The 19290-nt window shown below is 69.8% G+C and carries 18 protein-coding genes; 10 read left to right on the top strand and 8 right to left on the bottom strand.

Translation table 11 applies throughout. The annotated features are described in order from the left end of the window. Nucleotides 1-56 precede the first annotated feature (56 nt). Together HDA40_RS12735 and HDA40_RS12730 are read right to left on the bottom strand one after the other, a co-directional pair. Complete coding sequence (locus HDA40_RS12735) at nucleotides 57-323, bottom strand: hypothetical protein (RefSeq protein ID WP_253755297.1); 267 nt, start codon at nucleotides 321-323, stop codon at nucleotides 57-59. A 69-nt stretch (nucleotides 324-392) separates the two neighbouring features. Next, entirely contained in the window at nucleotides 393-1097 is a 705-nt protein-coding gene (locus HDA40_RS12730; RefSeq protein ID WP_253755295.1) for a FadR/GntR family transcriptional regulator, read from the bottom strand. Between the two features lie 76 nt (nucleotides 1098-1173). Between HDA40_RS12730 and HDA40_RS12725 the strand changes: the two genes are divergently transcribed. From HDA40_RS12725 to HDA40_RS12710, 4 genes are all read left to right on the top strand, one after another. Continuing rightward, nucleotides 1174-1896: an SDR family oxidoreductase gene (locus HDA40_RS12725; RefSeq protein WP_253755293.1), complete on the top strand. Its 723-nt coding sequence runs from the start codon at nucleotides 1174-1176 to the stop codon at nucleotides 1894-1896. Nucleotides 1897-1977: 81 nt separating this feature from the next. Further along, on the top strand, nucleotides 1978-3123 hold the full coding sequence (gene dgoD / locus HDA40_RS12720; protein ID WP_253755291.1) for a galactonate dehydratase: 1146 nt from the start codon (nucleotides 1978-1980) through the stop codon (nucleotides 3121-3123). A 141-nt stretch (nucleotides 3124-3264) separates the two neighbouring features. Further along, the gene (locus HDA40_RS12715) at nucleotides 3265-4548 is read left to right on the top strand and encodes a cellulose-binding domain-containing protein (protein WP_253755289.1); all 1284 of its coding nucleotides are present in this window, start codon (nucleotides 3265-3267) and stop codon (nucleotides 4546-4548) included. 56 nt (nucleotides 4549-4604) lie between these two features. Beyond that, the gene (locus tag HDA40_RS12710) at nucleotides 4605-5006 is read left to right on the top strand and encodes a VOC family protein (RefSeq protein ID WP_253755287.1); all 402 of its coding nucleotides are present in this window, start codon (nucleotides 4605-4607) and stop codon (nucleotides 5004-5006) included. Here HDA40_RS12710 and HDA40_RS12705 read toward each other — a convergent pair whose 3' ends face one another. Further along, nucleotides 5007-5594, bottom strand: coding sequence for an NADPH-dependent FMN reductase (locus tag HDA40_RS12705; protein ID WP_253755285.1), 588 nt, complete (start codon nucleotides 5592-5594; stop codon nucleotides 5007-5009). Nucleotides 5595-5836: 242 nt separating this feature from the next. On the opposite strand from HDA40_RS12705, the gene HDA40_RS42090 reads away from it, so the two are divergent. The 3 genes from HDA40_RS42090 (at nucleotide 5837) to HDA40_RS12690 (ending at nucleotide 7926) form a co-directional block, all read left to right on the top strand. Then, a complete protein-coding gene (locus tag HDA40_RS42090; protein WP_253755283.1) occupies nucleotides 5837-6844 on the top strand; it encodes an LPXTG cell wall anchor domain-containing protein in 1008 nt (335 codons plus the stop codon). Nucleotides 6845-6913: 69 nt separating this feature from the next. Then, a complete protein-coding gene (locus HDA40_RS12695; protein WP_253755281.1) occupies nucleotides 6914-7369 on the top strand; it encodes a GNAT family N-acetyltransferase in 456 nt (151 codons plus the stop codon). Nucleotides 7370-7392: 23 nt separating this feature from the next. Continuing rightward, nucleotides 7393-7926 carry a hypothetical protein gene (locus HDA40_RS12690; RefSeq protein ID WP_253755279.1) on the top strand — a complete coding sequence of 178 codons (534 nt, stop codon included), beginning with the start codon at nucleotides 7393-7395 and terminating at the stop codon, nucleotides 7924-7926. Between the two features lie 76 nt (nucleotides 7927-8002). Here the strand turns inward: HDA40_RS12690 and katG are convergent, their stop codons facing one another. Then, on the bottom strand, nucleotides 8003-10216 hold the full coding sequence (katG, locus tag HDA40_RS12685; RefSeq protein WP_253755277.1) for a catalase/peroxidase HPI: 2214 nt from the start codon (nucleotides 10214-10216) through the stop codon (nucleotides 8003-8005). Between the two features lie 209 nt (nucleotides 10217-10425). Further along, the gene (locus HDA40_RS12680; protein WP_253755275.1) at nucleotides 10426-11760 is read right to left on the bottom strand and encodes an FAD-binding oxidoreductase; all 1335 of its coding nucleotides are present in this window, start codon (nucleotides 11758-11760) and stop codon (nucleotides 10426-10428) included. A 162-nt stretch (nucleotides 11761-11922) separates the two neighbouring features. Here HDA40_RS12680 and HDA40_RS12675 point away from each other — a divergent pair, with 162 nt between their 5' ends. Then, on the top strand, nucleotides 11923-12966 hold the full coding sequence (locus HDA40_RS12675; RefSeq protein WP_253755273.1) for a MerR family transcriptional regulator: 1044 nt from the start codon (nucleotides 11923-11925) through the stop codon (nucleotides 12964-12966). Nucleotides 12967-13290: 324 nt separating this feature from the next. Next, a complete protein-coding gene (locus tag HDA40_RS12670; protein WP_253755271.1) occupies nucleotides 13291-14880 on the top strand; it encodes a ricin-type beta-trefoil lectin domain protein in 1590 nt (529 codons plus the stop codon). Nucleotides 14881-14954: 74 nt separating this feature from the next. Here the strand turns inward: HDA40_RS12670 and HDA40_RS12665 are convergent, their stop codons facing one another. Continuing rightward, nucleotides 14955-15764, bottom strand: coding sequence for an NAD(P)H-binding protein (locus HDA40_RS12665; protein ID WP_253755269.1), 810 nt, complete (start codon nucleotides 15762-15764; stop codon nucleotides 14955-14957). 78 nt (nucleotides 15765-15842) lie between these two features. After that, on the bottom strand, nucleotides 15843-16046 hold the full coding sequence (locus HDA40_RS12660; RefSeq protein ID WP_253755267.1) for an isochorismatase family protein: 204 nt from the start codon (nucleotides 16044-16046) through the stop codon (nucleotides 15843-15845). On the opposite strand from HDA40_RS12660, the gene HDA40_RS12655 reads away from it, so the two are divergent. Continuing rightward, on the top strand, nucleotides 16036-16467 hold the full coding sequence (locus HDA40_RS12655) for a helix-turn-helix domain-containing protein (RefSeq protein ID WP_253755265.1): 432 nt from the start codon (nucleotides 16036-16038) through the stop codon (nucleotides 16465-16467). The two genes, HDA40_RS12660 and HDA40_RS12655, sit on opposite strands and share 11 nt — an antisense overlap. Nucleotides 16468-16491: 24 nt before the next feature. On the opposite strand, the gene HDA40_RS12650 is transcribed toward HDA40_RS12655, so the two are convergent. After that, the gene (locus HDA40_RS12650) at nucleotides 16492-19239 is read right to left on the bottom strand and encodes an AbfB domain-containing protein (protein WP_253755263.1); all 2748 of its coding nucleotides are present in this window, start codon (nucleotides 19237-19239) and stop codon (nucleotides 16492-16494) included. Nucleotides 19240-19290 lie beyond the last annotated feature (51 nt).

The raw sequence follows: 19290 nt of genomic DNA, 5'->3' as shown, positions 1-19290 counted from the left end.
GTGATCGACCGGTGTGTCGTGTCCACGGCGCCCTGATCAACTCCGTAAGGGACTGATCAACGGGTGGCGAGGCGGGCCGCGGCGACATCGCGTACGCCTGGCTCCTCGATCGGATCGCCGGCCAGTTCGGTCAGCCACTTCACCGCGTCGTCGGTGAGTGGCGCGTGCTGGGCGGCGATCCGGCGTACGCCTGGCTCGCAGTCGAGGAGGCAAACTGGCAGGATTCTGGTCGTCTCCGCAGGATCGAGCGCCTTCGTCGCCCGGTTCTGGTGCGAGGCGGTCGCCTGGGCGGAGTGACGGCTCGGCTGGCGGCTTTGCGACATGGGCCCGGGTGGTCCAGCGGCTCGGTTCGGTTGGGCTCAGCGGAGTGGCGGGCACGCGGGCGGGCGGCTCTAGGGGAGGCGGGCGGCCACCTCGGCCCGAGCCGCCTCGATGAGGGAGTGCGCGATCGCGGCCGCACCGTCGCCGTCGTGGGACTCGATCGCGGCGACCAGCCTTCGGTGGCTCTCGACGACCCCGGGGTCGACTTGGTCGGGCAGCGTACGCAGGTCTTCCCGGGCGGTGAGGAAGGCGGCGAACGGTTCGGTGAAGTGGCGGAACATGGCGTTGCCCGACGCCGCCAGCAGGGTCGTGTGGAACTCGACGTCGGCCGTGGTGAACGCGGTGTGATCCCGGGCGGTCGCTGCGGCTGCCATCGCGTCGCAGGCCGCTCGCAGCTCGGCCACCTGCTCCGGGGCGGCGTACGCGGCGCAGCGGCGGGCGGCGTGCACCTCCACCGCTGTCCGTAGATCGCTGAGTTCGTCGAGCTGGCGGGGGCCGTCCGGGCCGGCGACGCGCCACCGGATGACGTCGCGATCGAGCAGGTTCCACTGCCGCATGGGCAGGACGCGCGTACCGATCTTCGGGCGGGGCCGGACCATGCCTTTGGCTTCCAGGACCCGCAGCGCCTCGCGGACGACCGGGCGGGACGCGCCGAACTGCTCGGTCAGCTCCTCCGGCACGATCCGGGCACCGGTGGTCAGCTCGCCGGAGGCGATCATGCGGCCCAGCCGGTCGACGAGGTACCCGTGCAGTCCGCGGGTGGCGTCCGAGGTCACTGCTCCTCCTTGACGTGATGGCGGTCGGCTCGTAGGTTCTCCAATTGCCATACAGTATGACTATTGGAGGTCCGCCATGCTCGCCGGGGAGGTCGTCGTCGTCACCGGCGGCGCACAGGGCATCGGCGCCGCCATCGCCACCGCCGCTGAGCAGCAAGGGGCTCGGGTCGGGGTGATCGACCTGCATCCCGCGCCCATCGGGTACGCCGTCCAGGCGGACGTCAGCGACGCCGCCGCGGTCGACGTGGCCTTCCGCGTCCTGACGGCCGAGCTGGGGCCGGTGACGGTGCTGGTCAACAACGCCGGGCGCAACGCGTACTTCGATCCGGTCGCCATGACCGAGGACGACTGGGAGACCGTCTTCGCCGTCGATCTCAAGTCGGCGTGGTTGTGCGCCAAAGCCGTGCTGCCGCCGATGATCGCGGCCCGCCAGGGGTCGATCGTCAACATCTCCTCGCTGCACTCCTCGCTGACCAGCCGGGGCATGTTCCCGTACGCCGCGGCCAAGTCCGGCCTGGTCGGTTTGACGCGCAGCCTCGCGCTGGAGGTCGCCGAACACGGCGTACGCGTCAACGCGGTCAGCCCGGGCTATGTGCGTACGCGACTGGTGCAGGACTTCTTCGACCGCTCGCCCGATCCGGGGCTGGAGCGCACCGTCCTGGACGCGCAGCCCCTGGGCCGGATCGGCACCCCCGAGGAGGTGGCGAACGTCGTCTGCTTCCTCGCCTCCCCGTACGCGTCCTATGTGACCGGAGCGAACTGGGCCGTCGACGGCGGCCTCGGCGCCCGCTTCGCCTGACCCCTACCGAGCCGGGCCGCGAGCCCGAGCCGAAGCCAGCCGCCGAGCCGCGAGCCCGAGCCGTGACACCCGGAGTAAACCGTGAAGATCATTTCGCTGGAGACGTTTCTCGTCGCCCCGCGCTGGCTGTTCTGCCGGATCGAGACCGACACCGGCATCGTCGGCTGGGGTGAGCCGGTCGTCGAGGGCCGGGCCGCCACCGTCCGCGCGGCCGTGCACGAGTTCGAGTCGCTGCTGATCGGCCGCGATCCGCTGCGGATCGAGGATCTGTGGCAGGTGATGACCAAGGGAACGTTCTATCGGGGCGGGCCGGTGCTGTCGAGCGCGGTGGCCGGCATCGATCAGGCGTTGTGGGACATCGCGGGCAAGTACCGGGGCGCGCCCGTGCACGAGCTGCTGGGCGGTCCGGTGCGCGATCGGATCCGCATGTACGGCTGGGTGGGTGGCGATTCGCCGTCCGAGGTGACCGACGCCGTCCAGCGGCAGGTCGACGCCGGGCTGACCGCGATCAAGATGAACGTCGCCGGACAGTTGCCGCCGCTCGCGTCCGCGCGGGAAATCGCCGACGCCGTCGCCCGAGCCGAGGCCGCGCGGGCGGTGCTGGGACCGGACCGCGACCTCGCGATCGATTTCCACGGCCGGGCCACCAAGGCCACCGCGCGTCGCCTGATCCGGGCGCTGGAACCGGTGTCGCCGATGTTCGTGGAGGAGCCGCTCGTCCCCGAGCACGGTCATCTGCTCGGCGAGCTGTGCCGGTCCGCGACGGTCCCGATCGCGACCGGCGAGCGGCTGTACTCCCGGACCGACTTCCTGCCGGTGTTGCAGGCCGGAATCGCCGTGGCGCAGCCGGATCTGTCGCACGCCGGGGGCATCTCGGAGTCGCGTCGCATCGCCGTGCTGGCCGAGACGTTCGGCGTACTGCTGGCTCCGCATTGCCCGCTCGGGCCGATCGCGTTGGCCGCCTGCCTCCAGGTGGACCTGGCCACGCCGAACTTCCTCATCCAGGAGCAGAGCCTGGGAATCCACTACAACGTCGGGCACGACCTGCTCGACTACCTCGTCGACCCGGCCGTCTTCACGTTCCGCGACGGCCATCTGCTGCCGCCGACCGGGCCGGGCCTGGGCATCACCGTCGACGAGGACGCCGTACGCCGGGCCGACGAGATCGGGCACGACTGGCAGTCGCCGGTGTGGCGGCACGCCGACGGCACGCACGCGGAGTGGTGACAGCGCCCTTGTGGGAACGCTCCCAGAGCGTCTAGCATCCACAGTGCTCATTGCGTGTCGTCGAGACGCCGGGTATCTCGCCCACGTGTATCACCCGTTCGCGCGCAGCTTCTGCGCCAGATTCCGCCCCGGGAGTCACACGTGTCCATCACTCGAAGGCGCTTCATCGCGCCCGCTCTCGTCCTCACGGCCGGCGTCACCCTGATCGCGTGGGGTATGACCGCACCGGTCGCCCAGGCCGCCGCCACCGGCTGCCAGGTCACCTACACCGTCCCGTCGCAGTGGTCGGGCGGGTTCACCGCCAACGTCGAGATCAAGAACCTCGGCGACGCCGTCGCCTCCTGGAATCTCAAGTGGACTTTCCCGGCCACCGGCCAGGCCGTCGCTCAAGGCTGGAACGCGACGTACGCGCAGACCGGCCTCCAGGTCACCGCGACGAACCTCAGCTACAACGGCGCCATCGCCACCAACGGAGTCACCTCGATCGGCTTCAACGGGGCGTGGACCTCGACCAACCCGATCCCGACCCGCTTCACGCTCAACGGTGTGGCCTGCACGGGCAGCACCACGACCGCCTCGCCCACGGCCACGGCGACCGCTTCACCGTCGCCGACGCGTACGGTGTCGCCGTCGGCGAGCCCGAGTGCCAGCACCAGCCCGAGTCCCAGCACGACGGTCAGCCCGACGGGCTGGAATCCGCCGTCGAACCTGGTGCAACCGCTCAACGAGGTCTGGGCGCACTACGAGTCGACCTACAACTCGCTCTACACCTTCCGCAATTACGGCTGGGACCAGGTCTTCGCCGGCGGTGGGCAGATCAACTACTGCGTACGCTGGGATTCGACGGCGCATGTGACCGCGGCGCTGCGCGACCAGATCCACGCCGCCCTGGCCCGGCAGTTCAAGAAGTGGATGGACGTCATGGTCGGCCACAACGGCTGGCCGTACGCCACCGTGCCGGTGAAGGTCGTCGGCTGGGCCGTCCGCGACCGGGCCCAACTGGAGTGGACCGACACCTCGGTCGACATCTACGTCAACAACATCCGCGAAGACGCGCCGCAGTGCTCTGAGCCGTGCGGCCGCTTCTTCCACCAGGACGGCAACTACTCCGGCTGCACCGGCGGCGCGTCGCACCACTACGACATGTCGTTGTGGCTGACCGCCGGGATGACCGGCGGCGCCGGCGGCGACTGGGGTCAGCGGATCGGCAGCGAGTACTTCACCGGCAACCTCAACACCGACAACATCCACATCCTGCTGCACGAGATGGGGCATACCTTCGGGCTGGACGACTTCTACGACTGGACGCCGACCGGTCAGTGCTGCTTCATCATGAACGCGGGCAGCGCCACCTCCATCACCGAGTTCGACAAGTGGATGTTCCGCGACTGGTGGCGGCATCTGAAGAGCCGCTACGGCTACTGAGCAGGCGACGGCCCGGGTCGGCTGCGACCCGGGCCGTTCTCCGGCACCATGGGCTCATGCGCGGTCGTACTCAGAACGACGGTTCCACCCCTCGTGACCAGCGGCACGACTACTGGGGTGCGGTGCTCGACAGTCCCGACGCCCGGGCGCTGGCCCGGTTCTACGCCGAGTTGCTCGGCTGGGAGCTGGGTCCCGAGGGCCGGACGATCATCCCGCCCGACAGCGTCGGCTACCTCGCCTTCCAGGACTCCCCGGAATACGTTCGGCCGGTGTGGCCACCGGCCGAGGGCCGCCAGCAGCAGATGCTGCACCTGGATTTCGAGGTGGAAGACCTGGCCGCCGCGGTGGCTCACGCCATGGAGCTGGGCGCGACCCCCGCGGAGTTCCAGCCCCAGACCGAGGTCCGGGTCATGCTCGACCCGGACGGTCACCCGTTCTGCCTCTACGCCAACGGCTGATCAGGCCGTGGGCACTCGGGCCTCGCGGGGCAGCACCTGAAGCACGCGGATGATGTGCTCGCGGAATTCCGACATGTACGCCGAAAGGAAGCTCGCGGTGGCCGGATCGGTGACCGCGCCGTCGCCCGGGAACAGTTCCGGCGTGTACTGGATGTACGCCTCCGGCGCGGTCATCTGCCGGGCGTTGCAGAACGAGAGCACATTCCGCAGGGTCTGCTGAGCCAGGGCCGTGCCGATCTGCCCGATGCTGGCTCCGATGACGGCGGCCGGGATGTGGTCGAAGGCGTTCTGACCCCACGGCCGCGACGCCCAGTCGATGGCGTTCTTGAGCGCTCCGGGGATCGACCGGTTGTATTCGGGCGTCACGAACAGGATCGCCTGGGATTGGTGGATGGCCTCCTTCAATGCCATCGCCTCCGGCGGGTACGCCGTGTCGAGGTCGCGGTTGTACAGCGGCAGGTCCCCGATCGGGATCTCGGCGAACTCGAGGTCCTCCGGCGCGAGCCGGATCAGTGCCTTGGACAGTTCCCGGTTGATCGAGGTCGACGAGAGGCTGCCGACGAAATATCCAACCTTGTACGTGGCCATGACCTCTTTCTACCGTGGTTGGTCTGCCCAGAGGCGGAGTTCGGCAACTCCGGCGCGACACGGGGCCGTGACAGGCGTCAGCCGGTGGGCGTACCAAGATCGCGATTCGGCCAAGATCTCTCCACCTAACGGCTGACCTGCGAAAACGTTCGTCAGCAAGATCTAGTGGCGGCAGCCGATGCCGAATCCTGGTCAACCTGGTTACCGTGCGCTGGCATTGTCGATCACCCTCGGAGAGCTTCGTGTCAGCAGGACGTTTCAGCCCCTATATCCGCCGAGTGGGCGTTCCGCTCGTCCTCGCGGTGGTCGGGACGGTCACCCTCGGTGTCGGCGTGTTCGCCGCGTCCGTGAAGGACAGCCAGATCCCCACCACGGCCAAGGCGTTCAAGACCCACCAGTGCGACGGCTTCGGTACTTTGTCCGATTCGCAGGACGGCTGGCACTTCGTCGTCCCGGACAAGCAGGGTGACGGCTTCACCAGCCTCACGCTGACCTTCTCGACCTCGGGCGGCACCGTCACGGCCGGGCCGATCACGAGCACCGACCCCGCCGCGCCGAACACCGGCACGGGCTGGAAGGGCTGGCTCGACGCCGCCGGCAAGAAGCAGCAGTACAAGCACGCGTACGTGATCACGACGGCGGGCTGGCAGCTCACCGCCGCCACCGCCGACCTCGCCAACGAGGCGAAGGACGCGACGTTCAACCTGAGCCACACCTGCCCCGGTACGCCGGTCAAGCCGTCGCCGAGCGCGTCGCCGTCGACCTCGCCGAGCCGCTCGACCAGCCCGTCGCCGGAGGTGTCGGAGTCGCCGAGCGCGAGCCCGTCCGCGAGTGTGACGGAGAGCCCGAGCCCGTCGGAGAGCCCGAGCGTCTCCACGAGCCCGTCGCCCGAGGTGTCGGAGAGCCCCAGCACGTCGACGTCTCCGTCACCGGAGGTGTCGGAGTCGCCGAGCACCAGCCCCTCGGCCGAGGTGTCGGAGAGCCCGAGTGCTTCGACCTCCCCGTCGCCGGAGGTGTCGGAGTCGCCGAGCCCGTCCGTCACGGTGTCGGAGAGCACCAGCCCGTCTCCGAAGGCTTCGGAGAGCACCAGCCCGGTCACGTCGCCGACGCCGTCGCCGACCACGATCGAGATGCTGCCCACCACGGGTAGCTCGTTCAGCTCGATCCTCATCGTCGCCGGTTCGCTGCTCCTGCTGGGCGGCGGTCTGATGATGGTCGCGACGCGCCGCCGGCTGGTCGAGATCGAGTAAGTAAGCCCCGCTGAATCCACCAGGCGCCGGACGGCATACGTCCGGCGCCTGGTGTCTATCATGATCGACATGTCGCCTGCCGTCGCCATTCGTCCCGCCCACGCCGACGACGAGCCCCGCTGGCGCGAGCTGTGGGACGCGTACACCCGGTTCTACGAGCGCGAACCGGTCGAGGCGATCACCCGGCAGACCTGGTCCCGTATCCTCGATCCGGCCGGCTCGGTGCACGCGATCGTCGCCGAGCGGCCCGGCGAGGGCGTCGTCGGCATCGCCCACTACCTGCTCCAGGACAGCACCTCGGCGCTGGCGCCGGGCTGCTACCTCCAGGACCTCTACGTCGACCCGGACGTGCGCGGCGGCGGCGTCGGCCGCACCCTGATCGACTGGCTGTGGAACGAGACGCGCGTACGCGGCTGGTCGTCGCTGTCCTGGCAGACCCGGGAGACCAATTACCGCGCCCGGATGCTCTACGACAACTACACCCCGCACAGCGGATTCCTGCGGTATGTGCTGCGAAACCCGTAGCGACTGCACGCTACCGTCTTGCCGTGACCTCCGGCTTTCTGCGTGACATCGCGGCCAGCGCCGCACTTTTCGGCTTCGTGACCTCCGTCTGGTTCGGCTGGGCGCAGGAGTCGCCGCCACAGCGGTGGCGTGCCTGGCTGACCACGGGATCGATCGTGGGGCTCGCCTGCACCGTGGCCGGCGGAATCCTCGTGTGGCGTCACTGGAACGACGGCACCGCCTTCGACGCCGACACCAGCCCGAGGTTCGGCATCGTCGTGGCGATCGAGTTCGTCCTGGCCGGAATCGGCTGCGTCCTTCTGGCGCGCCGCGGGAAGAAGGAGCTGATGGCCGCCTGGGTCGCCCTGGTGGTCGGCCTGCATTTCATCCCGCTGGCGATCCTGGTGGACTATGCGTTCTTCCACCTCGTCGCGGTTCTGGTCAGCGTCGCGGCGATCGTCTCGGTGCCGCTGGCGCGCCGCCGGGGCGTCTACCCCAGCGCGATGACGGGCCTGCTCACCGGCTCGGTGTTCCTCGTGGCGGCCTATGTCTCGCTGATCAGTGCGCTGACCTTCTGACCGGTCCCGGGCGCTGCTTTCGGCGTACAAAAAAGTCCAGGCCGACCCACGCGGGCCGGCCTGGACTCAGCGGAAATCAGGCGACGTCGAACCGGTCGAGGTTCATGACCTTGACCCAGGCGTCGACGAAGTCGCCGACGAACTTCTCCTGGGCGTCGTCGCCGGCGTAGACCTCGGCCACGGCACGCAGTTCGGAGTTCGAGCCGAAGACCAGGTCGGCGCGGCTGCCGGTCCACCGGACCTGGCCGGCCGCGTCGCGGGCCTCGTAGGTGAGGTCGTCGCCGGTCGGCGTCCACTGGGTGCCGAGGTCGAGCAGGTTGACGAAGAAGTCGTTCGTCAACGACCCGGGCTTGTCGGTGAGGACGCCGAGCGAGGAGTTGCCGTAGTTCGCGCCGAGCACCCGCAGACCGCCGACCAGCACGGTCAGCTCGGGCGCGCTCAGCGTGAGCAGGTTGGCCTTGTCGACCAGCAGGAATTCGGCCGGCAGGCGGTGGCCCTTGCCGAGGTAGTTGCGGAAACCATCCACAGTGGGCTCCAGCGCCGCGAACGACTCGGCGTCGGTCTGCTCGGCCGTGGCGTCGACACGGCCCGGCGTGAACGGCACCTCGACGTCGTGACCGGCCGCCTTCGCCGCCTGCTCGACCGCCGCGGAACCGCCGAGGACGATCAGGTCGGCCAGCGAGACCTTCTTCGCGCCCTGGGCGTTGAACTGCTGCTGGACGCGCTCCAGCGCGTTCAGCACGACGGCCAGCTCGTCGGGCTCGTTGACCTCCCAGCTGCTCTGCGGCTGCAGGCGCACACGCGCGCCGTTGGCGCCACCGCGCTTGTCACTGCCGCGGAACGTCGAAGCCGACGCCCACGCGGTCGAGACCAGCTGCGCGACGGACAGGCCGGACGCGAGGATCTGCTGCTTGAGCGCCGCGACGTCGGCCGCGTCGATCTGCGCGTAGTCGGCGGCCGGCAGCGGGTCCTGCCAGATCAGCACCTCGGCCGGGACCTCCGGGCCGAGGTAGCGCACGATCGGGCCCATGTCGCGGTGGGTCAGCTTGAACCAGGCGCGGGCGAACGCGTCGGCGAACTGCTCCGGGTTCTCCAGGAAGCGCCGCGAGATCTGCTCGTAGACCGGGTCGAACCGCAGCGACAGGTCGGTCGTCAGCATCGTCGGCCGGTGCTTCTTGGCCGGGTCGTATGCGTCCGGGATGATCTCGGCGGAGTTCTTCGCGACCCACTGGTGCGCCCCGGCCGGGCTCTGCGACGGCTCCCACTCGTAGCCGAACAGGATCTCGAAGAAGCTGTTGCTCCACTGGGTCGGCGTGGTGGTCCAGGTGACCTCGAGGCCGCTCGTGATCGCGTGCGGGCCCTTGCCGGACTCGTAGGTGCTCTGCCAGCCCAGGCCCTGCGCCTCCAGCGGCGCGGCCTCCGGCTCGGCGCCCACGTGGTCGGCCGGGCCGGCGCCGTGGGTCTTGCCGAAGGTGTGGCCGCCGGCGATCAGCGCGACGGTCTCCTCGTCGTTCATCGCCATGCGGCCGAACGTCTCGCGGATGTCCCGCGCGGCAGCGATCGGGTCCGGGTTGCCGTTCGGGCCCTCCGGGTTGACGTAGATCAGGCCCATCTGGACGGCGGCCAGTGGGTTCTCCAGGTCGCGGTCGCCGGTGTAGCGCTGGTCGCCCAGCCAGGTGCTCTCCGGGCCCCAGTAGACGTCCTCGTCGGGCTCCCAGACGTCGGCCCGGCCGCCGGCGAAGCCGAAGGTCTTGAAGCCCATCGTCTCCAGCGCCACGTTGCCGGTGAGGATCATCAGGTCGGCCCAGGAGATCGACTGGCCGTACTTCTTCTTGACCGGCCACAGCAGGCGGCGGGCCTTGTCCAGGTTGCCGTTGTCCGGCCAGCTGTTCAGCGGGGCGAACCGCTGCTGACCGGCGCCCGCGCCGCCGCGGCCGTCGCTGATGCGGTAGGTGCCGGCGCTGTGCCACGCCATGCGGATCATGAACGGGCCGTAGTTGCCGAAGTCGGCCGGCCACCAGTCCTGCGAGGTCGTCAGGACCTCGGCGATGTCGCGCTTGACCGCGGCCAGGTCGAGGGCCTGGAACGCCGCGGCGTAATCGAACTCCACCCCGAGCGGGTTGGCCACGGCCGGGTTCTTGGCGAGGATCTTCAGGTTGAGCTGGTTCGGCCACCAGCCGCGGTTGCCGCCACCCTGAGTCGGATGCGGCGCCCGTCCGTGCGCGACCGGGCAGCGGGACTCGGCCCCGGCCTCGGCGTCGTGGACTACGGCGTCGTGGTTCTCTGACATCGGATTCCTTCCGGGCTCACCTGTGGGTAATCACCCGCAGTCTTGCCCGTTTTCTGGAATCAGTCAAGAAAATGGGCGTCAGGTCACCCATTCCGCTCGCTGGTCAGCGCCGTCCCGGCGGCGCGTACCGTAACTTCGTCCATTGTGGAAGTCAATGGGCGGTGTGGCCCCACACGCACCGTGGGGCCACACCGTGCGACGACGCCGGACTACGCGGGCCGGACGTTGTGGTTGGCGCTGAACAGGTTGCCCGGGTCGAACCGTCGCTTCACCGCCGCCAGCCGGTCATAGGTCGCCGCCGGGTAGACCGCCGCGACGTCCGCCTCGGTGGCGGTGGCGAGGAAGTTGGCGTACGCCCCGCTGACGTGGGGCGCGAGCCGTCCCCAGATCGCGTCGATCCCGGCTCGCGCGCCGTCCACGACCGGCTTCGGTCCCGCGATCGTGGTCAGCACCATCAGTTCCGCCGAGCGGTGGGCGTACGCCGTCGCGTCCGCCGGTACCTCGGACACCGCGCCGCCGAGACTGCGTACGGCCAGGAACGGCGGTCGCTCGGAAGCGCCCACCTCGGCCAGCATGCGCAGCACCTCCGGCACGGAAGCCTGCTCGACGAACCCGCTGCGGGTGAACAGCGCGATGCCAGGCGGCGGGACGACGCCGTCCACGAGGACGTCCGGGTACGCCGTGAGCACCACGGTGTCGTCGAGGACGGTCCCGAGCCGCCGGATCGGGTCGATCGCCCGCGCGGCCAGGTCGGGGTCGTCGCCATCGTAGGCGACGCGGACCTCGACGGGTGCGGCGTTGCCGCCCGCGAACGGGTTGGCCAGCTCGACGATCGAGGTCAGCTCGGCCGGCGCGGTACGCAGACACTCCGCCCAGCCGTGCAGCACGGTCGCTGCCTCCGCCGCCGGGAAGGAGATCCGGCCGAAGAACACGTCCGTCGTCGGGTGGGCCCGGAACTCGAAGGCCGTCACGATGCCGAAGTTGCCGCCGCCACCCCGGATCGCCCAGAACAGGTCCGGATTGTCGGCCTCGCTGGCGCGTACCAGTTGGCCGTCGGCGGTGACCACCTCGGCCGAGACCAGGGCGTCGAGGGCGAGGCCGTGCTTGCGGACCTTCCAGCCCATCCCGCCGGACAGCGTCAGCCCGCCGACGCCGACGCTGCGGGTGTCGCCGGAGGAGATCGCCAGGCGGTGTGGGGCGAGCGCCGTCGCGACCTGGCCCCAGGTGGCGCCGCCGCCGATCCGCACGAGGGAGTCGTCGAGGACCTCGACGTCGGCCAGCGGGCTCAGGTCGATCACGACGCCGCCCTCGTTCGTGCCGAAACCGGCGAAGGCATGCCCGCCGCCGCGCACGGCCAGCGGGAGGACGGCGGAGTTCGCGAACGTCACGGCGGCCTGCACGTCGGCGACGGACTTGGGGCGCAGCACGTACGCGGGGCTGCCGACGACCAGAACGGAACGGCTGGCGGTCTCGTAGTCCGCGCCGCCGGGCTCGATGATGTCGCCGCGGAAGTCGCGGCGCAGGATGTCCAGCTCATTGCTCATACCTCTTCGACGAGAAGACGCGGCGAGATGTGACATCGGCGGCTGTGACGCGCGTCTCCGTCACAGTCGTCAGCCCATTACGCTGGACCTTCACCTTGGGTGAAGGCCCACCATGGGACTCGCCGGGCCGCCGGTCCGGCCACGACGAGGAAGGCGGAACGGGTGCTGACGATCGGCGAGTTCTCTCGCGCCGCCCGGCTGTCACCCCGGGCGCTGCGGCTCTACGACAAGCTCGGGCTGCTGCCGCCGGAAGTGGTCGACGCGGAGACGGGGTACCGGTACTACCACCCCGAACAGCTCGGCCGCGGCCGGTTGATCGCGTGGCTGCGCCGGCTCGGCATGCCCCTGGACGTGATCCGCGTGGTCTGCGACGCGACCCCTGACGCGGCCGCGAAGGAGATCGAGCGGTATCGCGCCGTGATCGCGTCCGAGGCGGCCACCCGCGACCGGGTCGCCACCTTTCTCGTCGACCACTTCTCCGGAAGGGCCGAACCCATGCCGACCCCACTGACCATCCAGTACGCCGCGCGCACGGAGCCCGGCGTCGGCCGCGACACCAACGAGGACACGGCGTACGCCGACGACCGGCTGCTCGCCGTCGCCGACGGCATGCGCGGCGCGGCCGGTGACCGGGCGAGCGCCGCCGCGATCGAGGCACTGCGCGACCTGCCGACCGGCGACCTGATCCCGGCGCTGGCCGCTGCGGTGGATCGGGCCCAGGCGCGGCTGACCGAGATCGCCGCCGACGACCCGTCGGGGCAAGCGGTGACCACGCTGACCGCCCTGGTCTGGTCCGGTTCCCAGCTGGGCCTGGCGCACATCGGCGACACCCGGGTCTACCTGCTGCGCGACGGGCAGCTGTTCCAGCTCACCCACGACCACAGCTACGTCCAGTCGCTGGTCGACAGCGGCCGGTTGACCGACGACGAGGCGATGGCGCACCCGCAACGGGCTCAGCTCATCCGTGCGCTGACCAACGAAGGCGCGGCCGAACCGGACCTGAGCGTACGCGAGGCGCGGGCGGGCGACCGCTATCTGCTGTGCACCGACGGGTTGTTCGCGGTGGTGGACAGGGACGCCATCCGGACGTCGCTCGCCCGATCCGTGGGCGCGAACGAGGTCGTCGACGACCTCATCGCCCGGGCGTACGCCGCCGGCGCTCCCGACAACGTCGCCTGCGTGGTCGCGGACGTCGTCCCCGCCTGACGCTTCGGCCGTGGCCCGGCCCGCATGGTGATCGTCGGCAGCCGACGATCAAGGGCGAATTAGCCCACTTGTTGTCGGCTGCCGACGATCTTGGTGGCGCCGCTGCCATTGGTTGTCGGCAGCCGCCGATCATGGACGTGCTACGGCCTCGATCGTCGGCAGCCGCCGATCATGAAACGGAAGCCGCGCCAAGATCCCGTCCACATATGTGGACATGTGTCCATGCGTTGACGAACGGCGCGATGGGTGGCAATCTAGGTCGGCCTATCTGTTCAGACGCCTTCCTAATTGATGAGGCGCTATCTCCTGTGAAGGGAGCACGCCATGCCCACCCGCGCCCACCCGCGGCGAATCCGCCTCGTTCGGCTGCTCGCCGCGCTCGCCGTAACGGCAGCGCTGACCGTCACCGGCAGCCAGTTGTCCCCGACGGCCGCCGCCGCGGTCACCGGCACCGGGCCGATCACCGGGATCGGCGGCAAGTGCGTCGACGTCGCGGCGGCCAACTCCGCCAACGGAACCCAGGTCCAGCTCTACACCTGCAATGGCACCAGCGCCCAGCAATGGGTGGTCGGTGCGGACGGCACGATCAAGGCTCTCGGCAAATGCCTCACCGTCGCGGCGGCCGGGACGGCGAACGGCACCAAGGCCCAGATCTACGACTGCGACGGCACCAACGCCCAGAAGTGGAACCAGACCGGCACCGCGCTGGTGAACGCCGGGTCGGGCACGTGTCTCGACGCGACCGGGCAGAGTTCGGCCGACGGGACGGCTTTGCAGATCTGGTCGTGCAGCGGCAACGCCAACCAGCAGTGGACGCTCCCCGGCGCGTCGGCCGGCTTCGTCCACCCGGGCGTACTCGTGAGCCGGGCGCAGCTCGACTTCGTCAAGGGCAGGGTGCAGGCCGGGGCGCAGCCGTGGACCAGCGCGTACAACGCGATGCTCGCGAGCCGGTACGCGTCGTTGTCGCGTACGCCCGCGCCGAGATCGGTCGTCGAATGCGGCCCCTACTCGAACCCGAACTACGGGTGCACCGACGAACGCGAGGACGCGATCGCGGCGTACACGGACGCGCTGGCCTGGTACATCTCCGGCAACACCGCATACGCGCAGAAGGCGATCCAGCTCATGGACGCCTGGTCGGCGGTGATCACCGATCACACGAACTCCAACGCCCCGCTGCAGACCGGCTGGGCCGGTTCGGTGTGGCCCCGGGCGGCCGAGATCATCAAGTACACCTACTCGTCGTGGCCCAACTCCGGCCGGTTCGCCACCATGCTGCGCAACGTGTACCTGCCCAAGGTGCGCAACGGCTCCAACAGCAACGGCAACTGGGAGCTGTCCATGATGGAGGCCGCGATCGGCGTCTCGGTCTTCCTCGACGACCGGGCGAGCTACAACTCCGCGGTCACGCGCTACCTCAACCGCGTGCATGCGTACGTCTATCTCACGAGCGACGGCTCGCTGCCCTACACCGTCCCCGGCAGCGGCCTCGACACCAGCAGCGAGATCATCGGGTACTGGCAGGGCCAGTCGACCTTCGTCACCGGGCTGACCCAGGAGACCTGCCGCGACTTCACCCACACCGGCTACGGCATCTCGGCCATCTCGCACGTCGCGGAGACCTCGCGCATCCAGGGCCAGGACCTCTACCCACAGGTGGGGGAGCGGCTGCGGCAGGCGCTGGGCTTCCAGTCGACCTACCAGCGCGGCGCCGCTGTGCCGTCCTGGCTGTGCGGCGGCTCGCTCACCCTCGGCCTCGGGCCGATCACCGAGGTCGGCTACAACGCCATGCACAACCGCCTCGGCTACGGCATGACCAACACCGAGGCGCTCACCCTCGCGCAACGCCCGGCCGGGACCAACAACCTGTTCGTCGCGTGGGAGACCCTCACGCACGGCGACAATCCAGCATGATCAGCTGATACGCACAGCGCAGCGCACGAAGCCGGGACACGGCGACCGCCGCGTCCCGGCTTCCTCGACAGTGATCAGGCGAAGGCCGGAGCGTTCTCCGCGCACCATTGTGCGAAGGTGCGAGCGGGCTTGCCGGTCAGATCCTCCACCGTCGACACGACGGTGTAGCCGATCTCCGGAGTGTTCCCGTACGCCCAGATCAGGAAGTCGATGATGTCGGCGGCCAGTCCTTCGCCGGCCCACTTCTCCCGCGCCTGGGCCTCGGTCAGCTCGACGAGCCCGATCTCCTTGCCGAGCGCCCGGCTCAGGATCTCGACCTTCTCCGGCACGGTCAGCACCTGCGGACCGGTCACCGTGTAGGTCTGCCCGCCGTGGCCGTCCTCGGTCAGTCCCACGACGGCGATGGCCGCGATGTCCGCCTCGTGCACCATCGCGCTGCGCCGGTCGATGAACGGCTCCTTGACCTCACCCGCGTGGACGGCGGGAATCCAGGCCAGCGCGTTGCCCATGAACTCCACGGGCTGCACGATCGTCCAGGCAAGGTCACTGTCGCGCAGCGCCTTCTCCACACCGGACTCGTCCTTGCCGCCGAGCACGGTCACCCGCTTGACGCCGGCCCGGCTCGCCAGCTCGACGATCTCCGGCCCGGTCGCCAGCGGCTGGTAACCGCCGCCGTCGAAGCTGATCAGGTGCATGGCGTCGACGCCGTCGAGCGCCTCGACAAGGGTGCTGGGGTCGGTCAGGTTGCCCACGACCATCTCCGCGCCGGGCAGGGCGGCCTCCGGGTTGCGGGTCAGCGCCCGGACCGAGTGCCCCTGGGCGACGAGCTGGGCGACGATCTGGCGGCCGACGGTGCCGGTGGATCCGGCGATCAGGATTCTCATGCCGATAAAGCTAGAAGGCCATTAGGAACAGTTCGTTCCTATTGCCGCCGGGATCGCAGAAATATTTGCCCACGGCCGTCAGCGCAGGTCGGCCGCGGTGGGGACGACGACGGCGTACAGGTCGCCGATGGTCGCCAGCGCGACGCGATGCTGCTCGGCGGCGGTCGTCGGACCGGTGGCCGAGGGCAGCGGCCGGGTGGCGCAGGCGTCGGCGACGACGGTGGGTGCGTTGCCGCGCAGAAACGCGCCTTCCGCGGTGAACGTGACGCACATGTGGGTCATGAACCCGGCGATCACCACGTCCCGATGCCCGGCCGCGTCGACGAGTTCGCCGCATCCCGGCGAGGACCCGCTGACCGCCGCGCTGACCTGGGCGCAGTCCCATCTGGACGGTCCGCTCGGCATCGATCAGCTGGCCGCGCAGGCGCACATGAGTCGCAGCACCTTCACCCGGATGTTCCGGGCGCGTACCGGCACGACCGTGCACCGATGGCTGGTCACCCAGCGCCTCGACCGTGCCCGGCACCTGCTGGAATCGACCGGCCTGGGGGTGGACGTGGTGGCGGCCCGATCCGGCTTCGGTACGCCGACCCGCCTGCGCGAGCACTTCGCCGCCGCGCTGGGGACCACGCCGACGCGATACCGGGCCGAGTTCGCCGGACGGCGGCCGGACGACGTCGCTGTCGCCCGGCCGCGTCAGTAGGAGACCGTCTGTCGGGGGAGAAGGTCAGCCCCAGGCCGCCGCCGGATGCCAGGTGACGTCGGCGGCATAGCTGCCCGCGGCGTCGTACGGCGAATTGGGTCCGCCCTCGGCGGCGATCCACACCTCCGAGGCGTAGTGCCGGATCGCCCGGGTGGCGATGTTGTAGGAGGTCAGCGTCACGTCGGAGCCGGCGAGCCGGCCCGGCTGGGCACAGAAGGTGGCGTCCTGGGCGAACGTCGCCGTGCCGTCGTTGGCGTCCTTGCGTACGCGGAACTGCGCGTGCCGCAGGTATTGGCCCGGGAAGTTACGCGACTCGAACGAGTAGCAGCTCGAATCGGCAAGGCCGTGGCGTACGACGAAGGTCGCGTCCGCCTTGAGCGTCGCGTCGCCGGCCGACGTCACCACCTCGGTGTAGCCGAGACCGTTGTAGTGCCGCAGATAGCGGTTGGTGCAGCAGGCCGTGACGACCTGCAGCGAGACGGCCTGGTCGGTGGCGAGCGATGCGCCGCTGCGCCACCAGGGCGCGGCGACCTGCCAGGTGGTGTCGGCCGCCCACGACGCCGCGTTGTCGAAGCTGTTCGGGCCGCCGTTCGCGGCGATGTAGACCTCGGAGTCGATGTGCCGCAGGAACCGGCCGGGGAAGTTCTTCGACTCGAACGACACCCCCTGAGCCGTGTGCCCGGTACGCACGCAGAACGTGGCGTCCTGCGCGAACAGCGACGAGCCGTCGTTGACCGCCCGCTGCACCCGGTACGCCGAGTGCCGCAGGTACTGCCCCGGGTAGTTACGGGACTCGAAGGAGTAGCACGCGGCGTCGGCCAGCCCGGCTCGCAGCCGGAATGTGGTGTCCTGCTTGGTGACGTCGCCACTGCCGCTGGTCACCGGAACCGTCACGCCGAGCGGGTTCTGCCGCAGATAGCGGGTCGTGCAGCAGGACGTCGTCGCGCCGAGGGACACCAGCGTGTTGAGCCGTAGCCCGCCGGCCGCCGCCTGCACCGCCAGGTTCGCCGCGCGTACCTGGGCGGCGTCCATCTTCAGGACCTGCCGGTCGTAGGTGTAGAACCCGTTGCGCTCGTTCTCCACGTCGGTCGGCTCGGTGTAGATCGACGCCGACAGGCCCCGGGCGAAGATCAGTCCCTGGAGCGTGTCGGTGACCTCGGCGTACCGCTTGGTGAGCGTGGCCGAGTCGGGCTCCATCTCGTAGCTGAACCCGGCGCCGGCCTGCCACTCGTGGCCCGGCACGATCAGCCCGAGGCCGCCGAACTCGCCGAGTTCGGCGACCCGGGTGACGCTGGGCAGCTGGGTCTGGCCCGGCCCGACGTAGATGTGGTCGTCGATCGCGTCGCCGTTGCCGCCGTCGAAGCCGCAACAGTTGGAGCCGGAGTTGTTGTCCACCAGCCGCGTCGGATCCCAGCTCTTGACCAGGTCGGCGATGCGCGCCGGGTCGTACTCGCCCCAGCCCTCGTTGAACGGCTGCCACTGGACGATCGAGGTGATCCCGCGCAGCTGGTCCACCATGCGGTGCAGTTCGCTCTCGAAGTTCGTGCGGTCCGACGTGGACGGCGTCACCCCGGTACGCATCGACGGCATGTCCTGCCACACCATCAGCCCGAGGCGGTCGGCCCAGTAGTACCACCGCGCGGGTTCGACCTTGATGTGTTTGCGGACGGTGTTGAACCCGAGGTTCTTCTGCTGCTGAAGGTCGAAGGCCAGCGCGGCGTCCGTCGGGGCGGTGTAGCTCCCGTCGGGCCAGTAGCCCTGGTCGAGGGTGCCGATCTGGAACACGAACCGCCCGTTGAGCACCGGCCGCAGGAAGCCGTTGACGACGGCCTTCGCGATCGAGCGCATCCCGAAGTAGCCGCCGACGACGTCACCGCCACCCGTGCCGGTGAGGGTGACGCGCAGGTCGTAGAGGAACGGATCGTCCGGACTCCACAGCCGGGCGTTCGGGATGGTGACCCGCAGGTGCGCGCCGGGCGAACCGGTGGCGCTGCCGACGAATGCGCCGCCGCTGAGCACCTCGGCCAGTACGCCCTGCGCCGTCCCGCCGCCCGTCTGCACCACCAGATCCAGCTGCCCGGCGACGATGTCAGGCGTGGTGTCGAGCCTGGTGACGTGGGCGGCGACGGTCGGCTCCAGCCAGACGCTCTGCCAGATGCCGGAGGCGGCGGTGTAGAAGATCCCGCTCGGGCTCAGCCGCTGCTTGCCCAGCGGTATGCCGGCCGCGTCGACGGGGGAGTAGACCCCGACGATGATCTCATTGGTCCCGCCGTTGAGGGCGGTGGTGACGTCGACGCTGAAGGACTCGTATCCGCCGGTGTGGCCGCCGACCGACTGGCCGTTCACCCAGATCGCGGCCTGCCAGGTGACCGCACCGAAGTTGAGCTGGACGCGGCGGCCCGACCAGCCCGACGGCACGGTGAAGGTACGCCGGTACCACATGTGGTTCTCGTGCCGCATGATCCCCGACAGCGCCGACTCCACCGGATACGGCACGAGGATCGTCTCGCCCAGGGTCTGCCCGACGGGCGGGTTGGTCAGCCCGGTCGCGTGGGCGAACTGCCACTGACCGTTGAGGCTCTGCCAGTCGGACCGGGTGAGCTGGGGCCGCGGGTACTCCGGCAGCGGGTTGGTCAGCGACACCTGGCTGGTCCAGGGCGTGCTGAGCGGCGGGGTCTTGGGCACGTACGCGCTGTGCGCCGGCGTCGCTCCGATGAGGACGGTGGCTGCGGCGAGGATCAGGGCCGAGCCCATGCGAAGGAGTCTGGTCATGGTGACCCTCCCGGGGGAGATCGAAGATCGCGCCAGCTGTTTTGGCGCTGG

It is taken from the genome of Hamadaea flava, assembly GCF_024172085.1.
GTDB classification, from domain to species: domain Bacteria; phylum Actinomycetota; class Actinomycetes; order Mycobacteriales; family Micromonosporaceae; genus Hamadaea; species Hamadaea flava.
Note: the sequence above shows the minus strand (reverse complement) of the source record. Positions and strands in the feature narration are given on the sequence as shown.

Coding starts and splice junctions, on each gene's coding strand:
- HDA40_RS12735 (WP_253755297.1), bottom strand. CDS start 323: ATGTCGCAAAGCCGCCAGCCGAGCCGTCACTCCGCCCAGGCGACCGCC.
- HDA40_RS12725 (WP_253755293.1), top strand. CDS start 1,174: ATGCTCGCCGGGGAGGTCGTCGTCGTCACCGGCGGCGCACAGGGCATC.
- HDA40_RS12710 (WP_253755287.1), top strand. CDS start 4,605: ATGCGCGGTCGTACTCAGAACGACGGTTCCACCCCTCGTGACCAGCGG.
- HDA40_RS12705 (WP_253755285.1), bottom strand. CDS start 5,594: ATGGCCACGTACAAGGTTGGATATTTCGTCGGCAGCCTCTCGTCGACC.
- HDA40_RS12695 (WP_253755281.1), top strand. CDS start 6,914: ATGTCGCCTGCCGTCGCCATTCGTCCCGCCCACGCCGACGACGAGCCC.
- katG (WP_253755277.1), bottom strand. CDS start 10,216: ATGTCAGAGAACCACGACGCCGTAGTCCACGACGCCGAGGCCGGGGCC.
- HDA40_RS12680 (WP_253755275.1), bottom strand. CDS start 11,760: ATGAGCAATGAGCTGGACATCCTGCGCCGCGACTTCCGCGGCGACATC.
- HDA40_RS12670 (WP_253755271.1), top strand. CDS start 13,291: ATGCCCACCCGCGCCCACCCGCGGCGAATCCGCCTCGTTCGGCTGCTC.
- HDA40_RS12665 (WP_253755269.1), bottom strand. CDS start 15,764: ATGAGAATCCTGATCGCCGGATCCACCGGCACCGTCGGCCGCCAGATC.
- HDA40_RS12655 (WP_253755265.1), top strand. CDS start 16,036: ATGTGGGTCATGAACCCGGCGATCACCACGTCCCGATGCCCGGCCGCG.
- HDA40_RS12660 (WP_253755267.1), bottom strand. CDS start 16,046: ATGACCCACATGTGCGTCACGTTCACCGCGGAAGGCGCGTTTCTGCGC.
- HDA40_RS12650 (WP_253755263.1), bottom strand. CDS start 19,239: ATGACCAGACTCCTTCGCATGGGCTCGGCCCTGATCCTCGCCGCAGCC.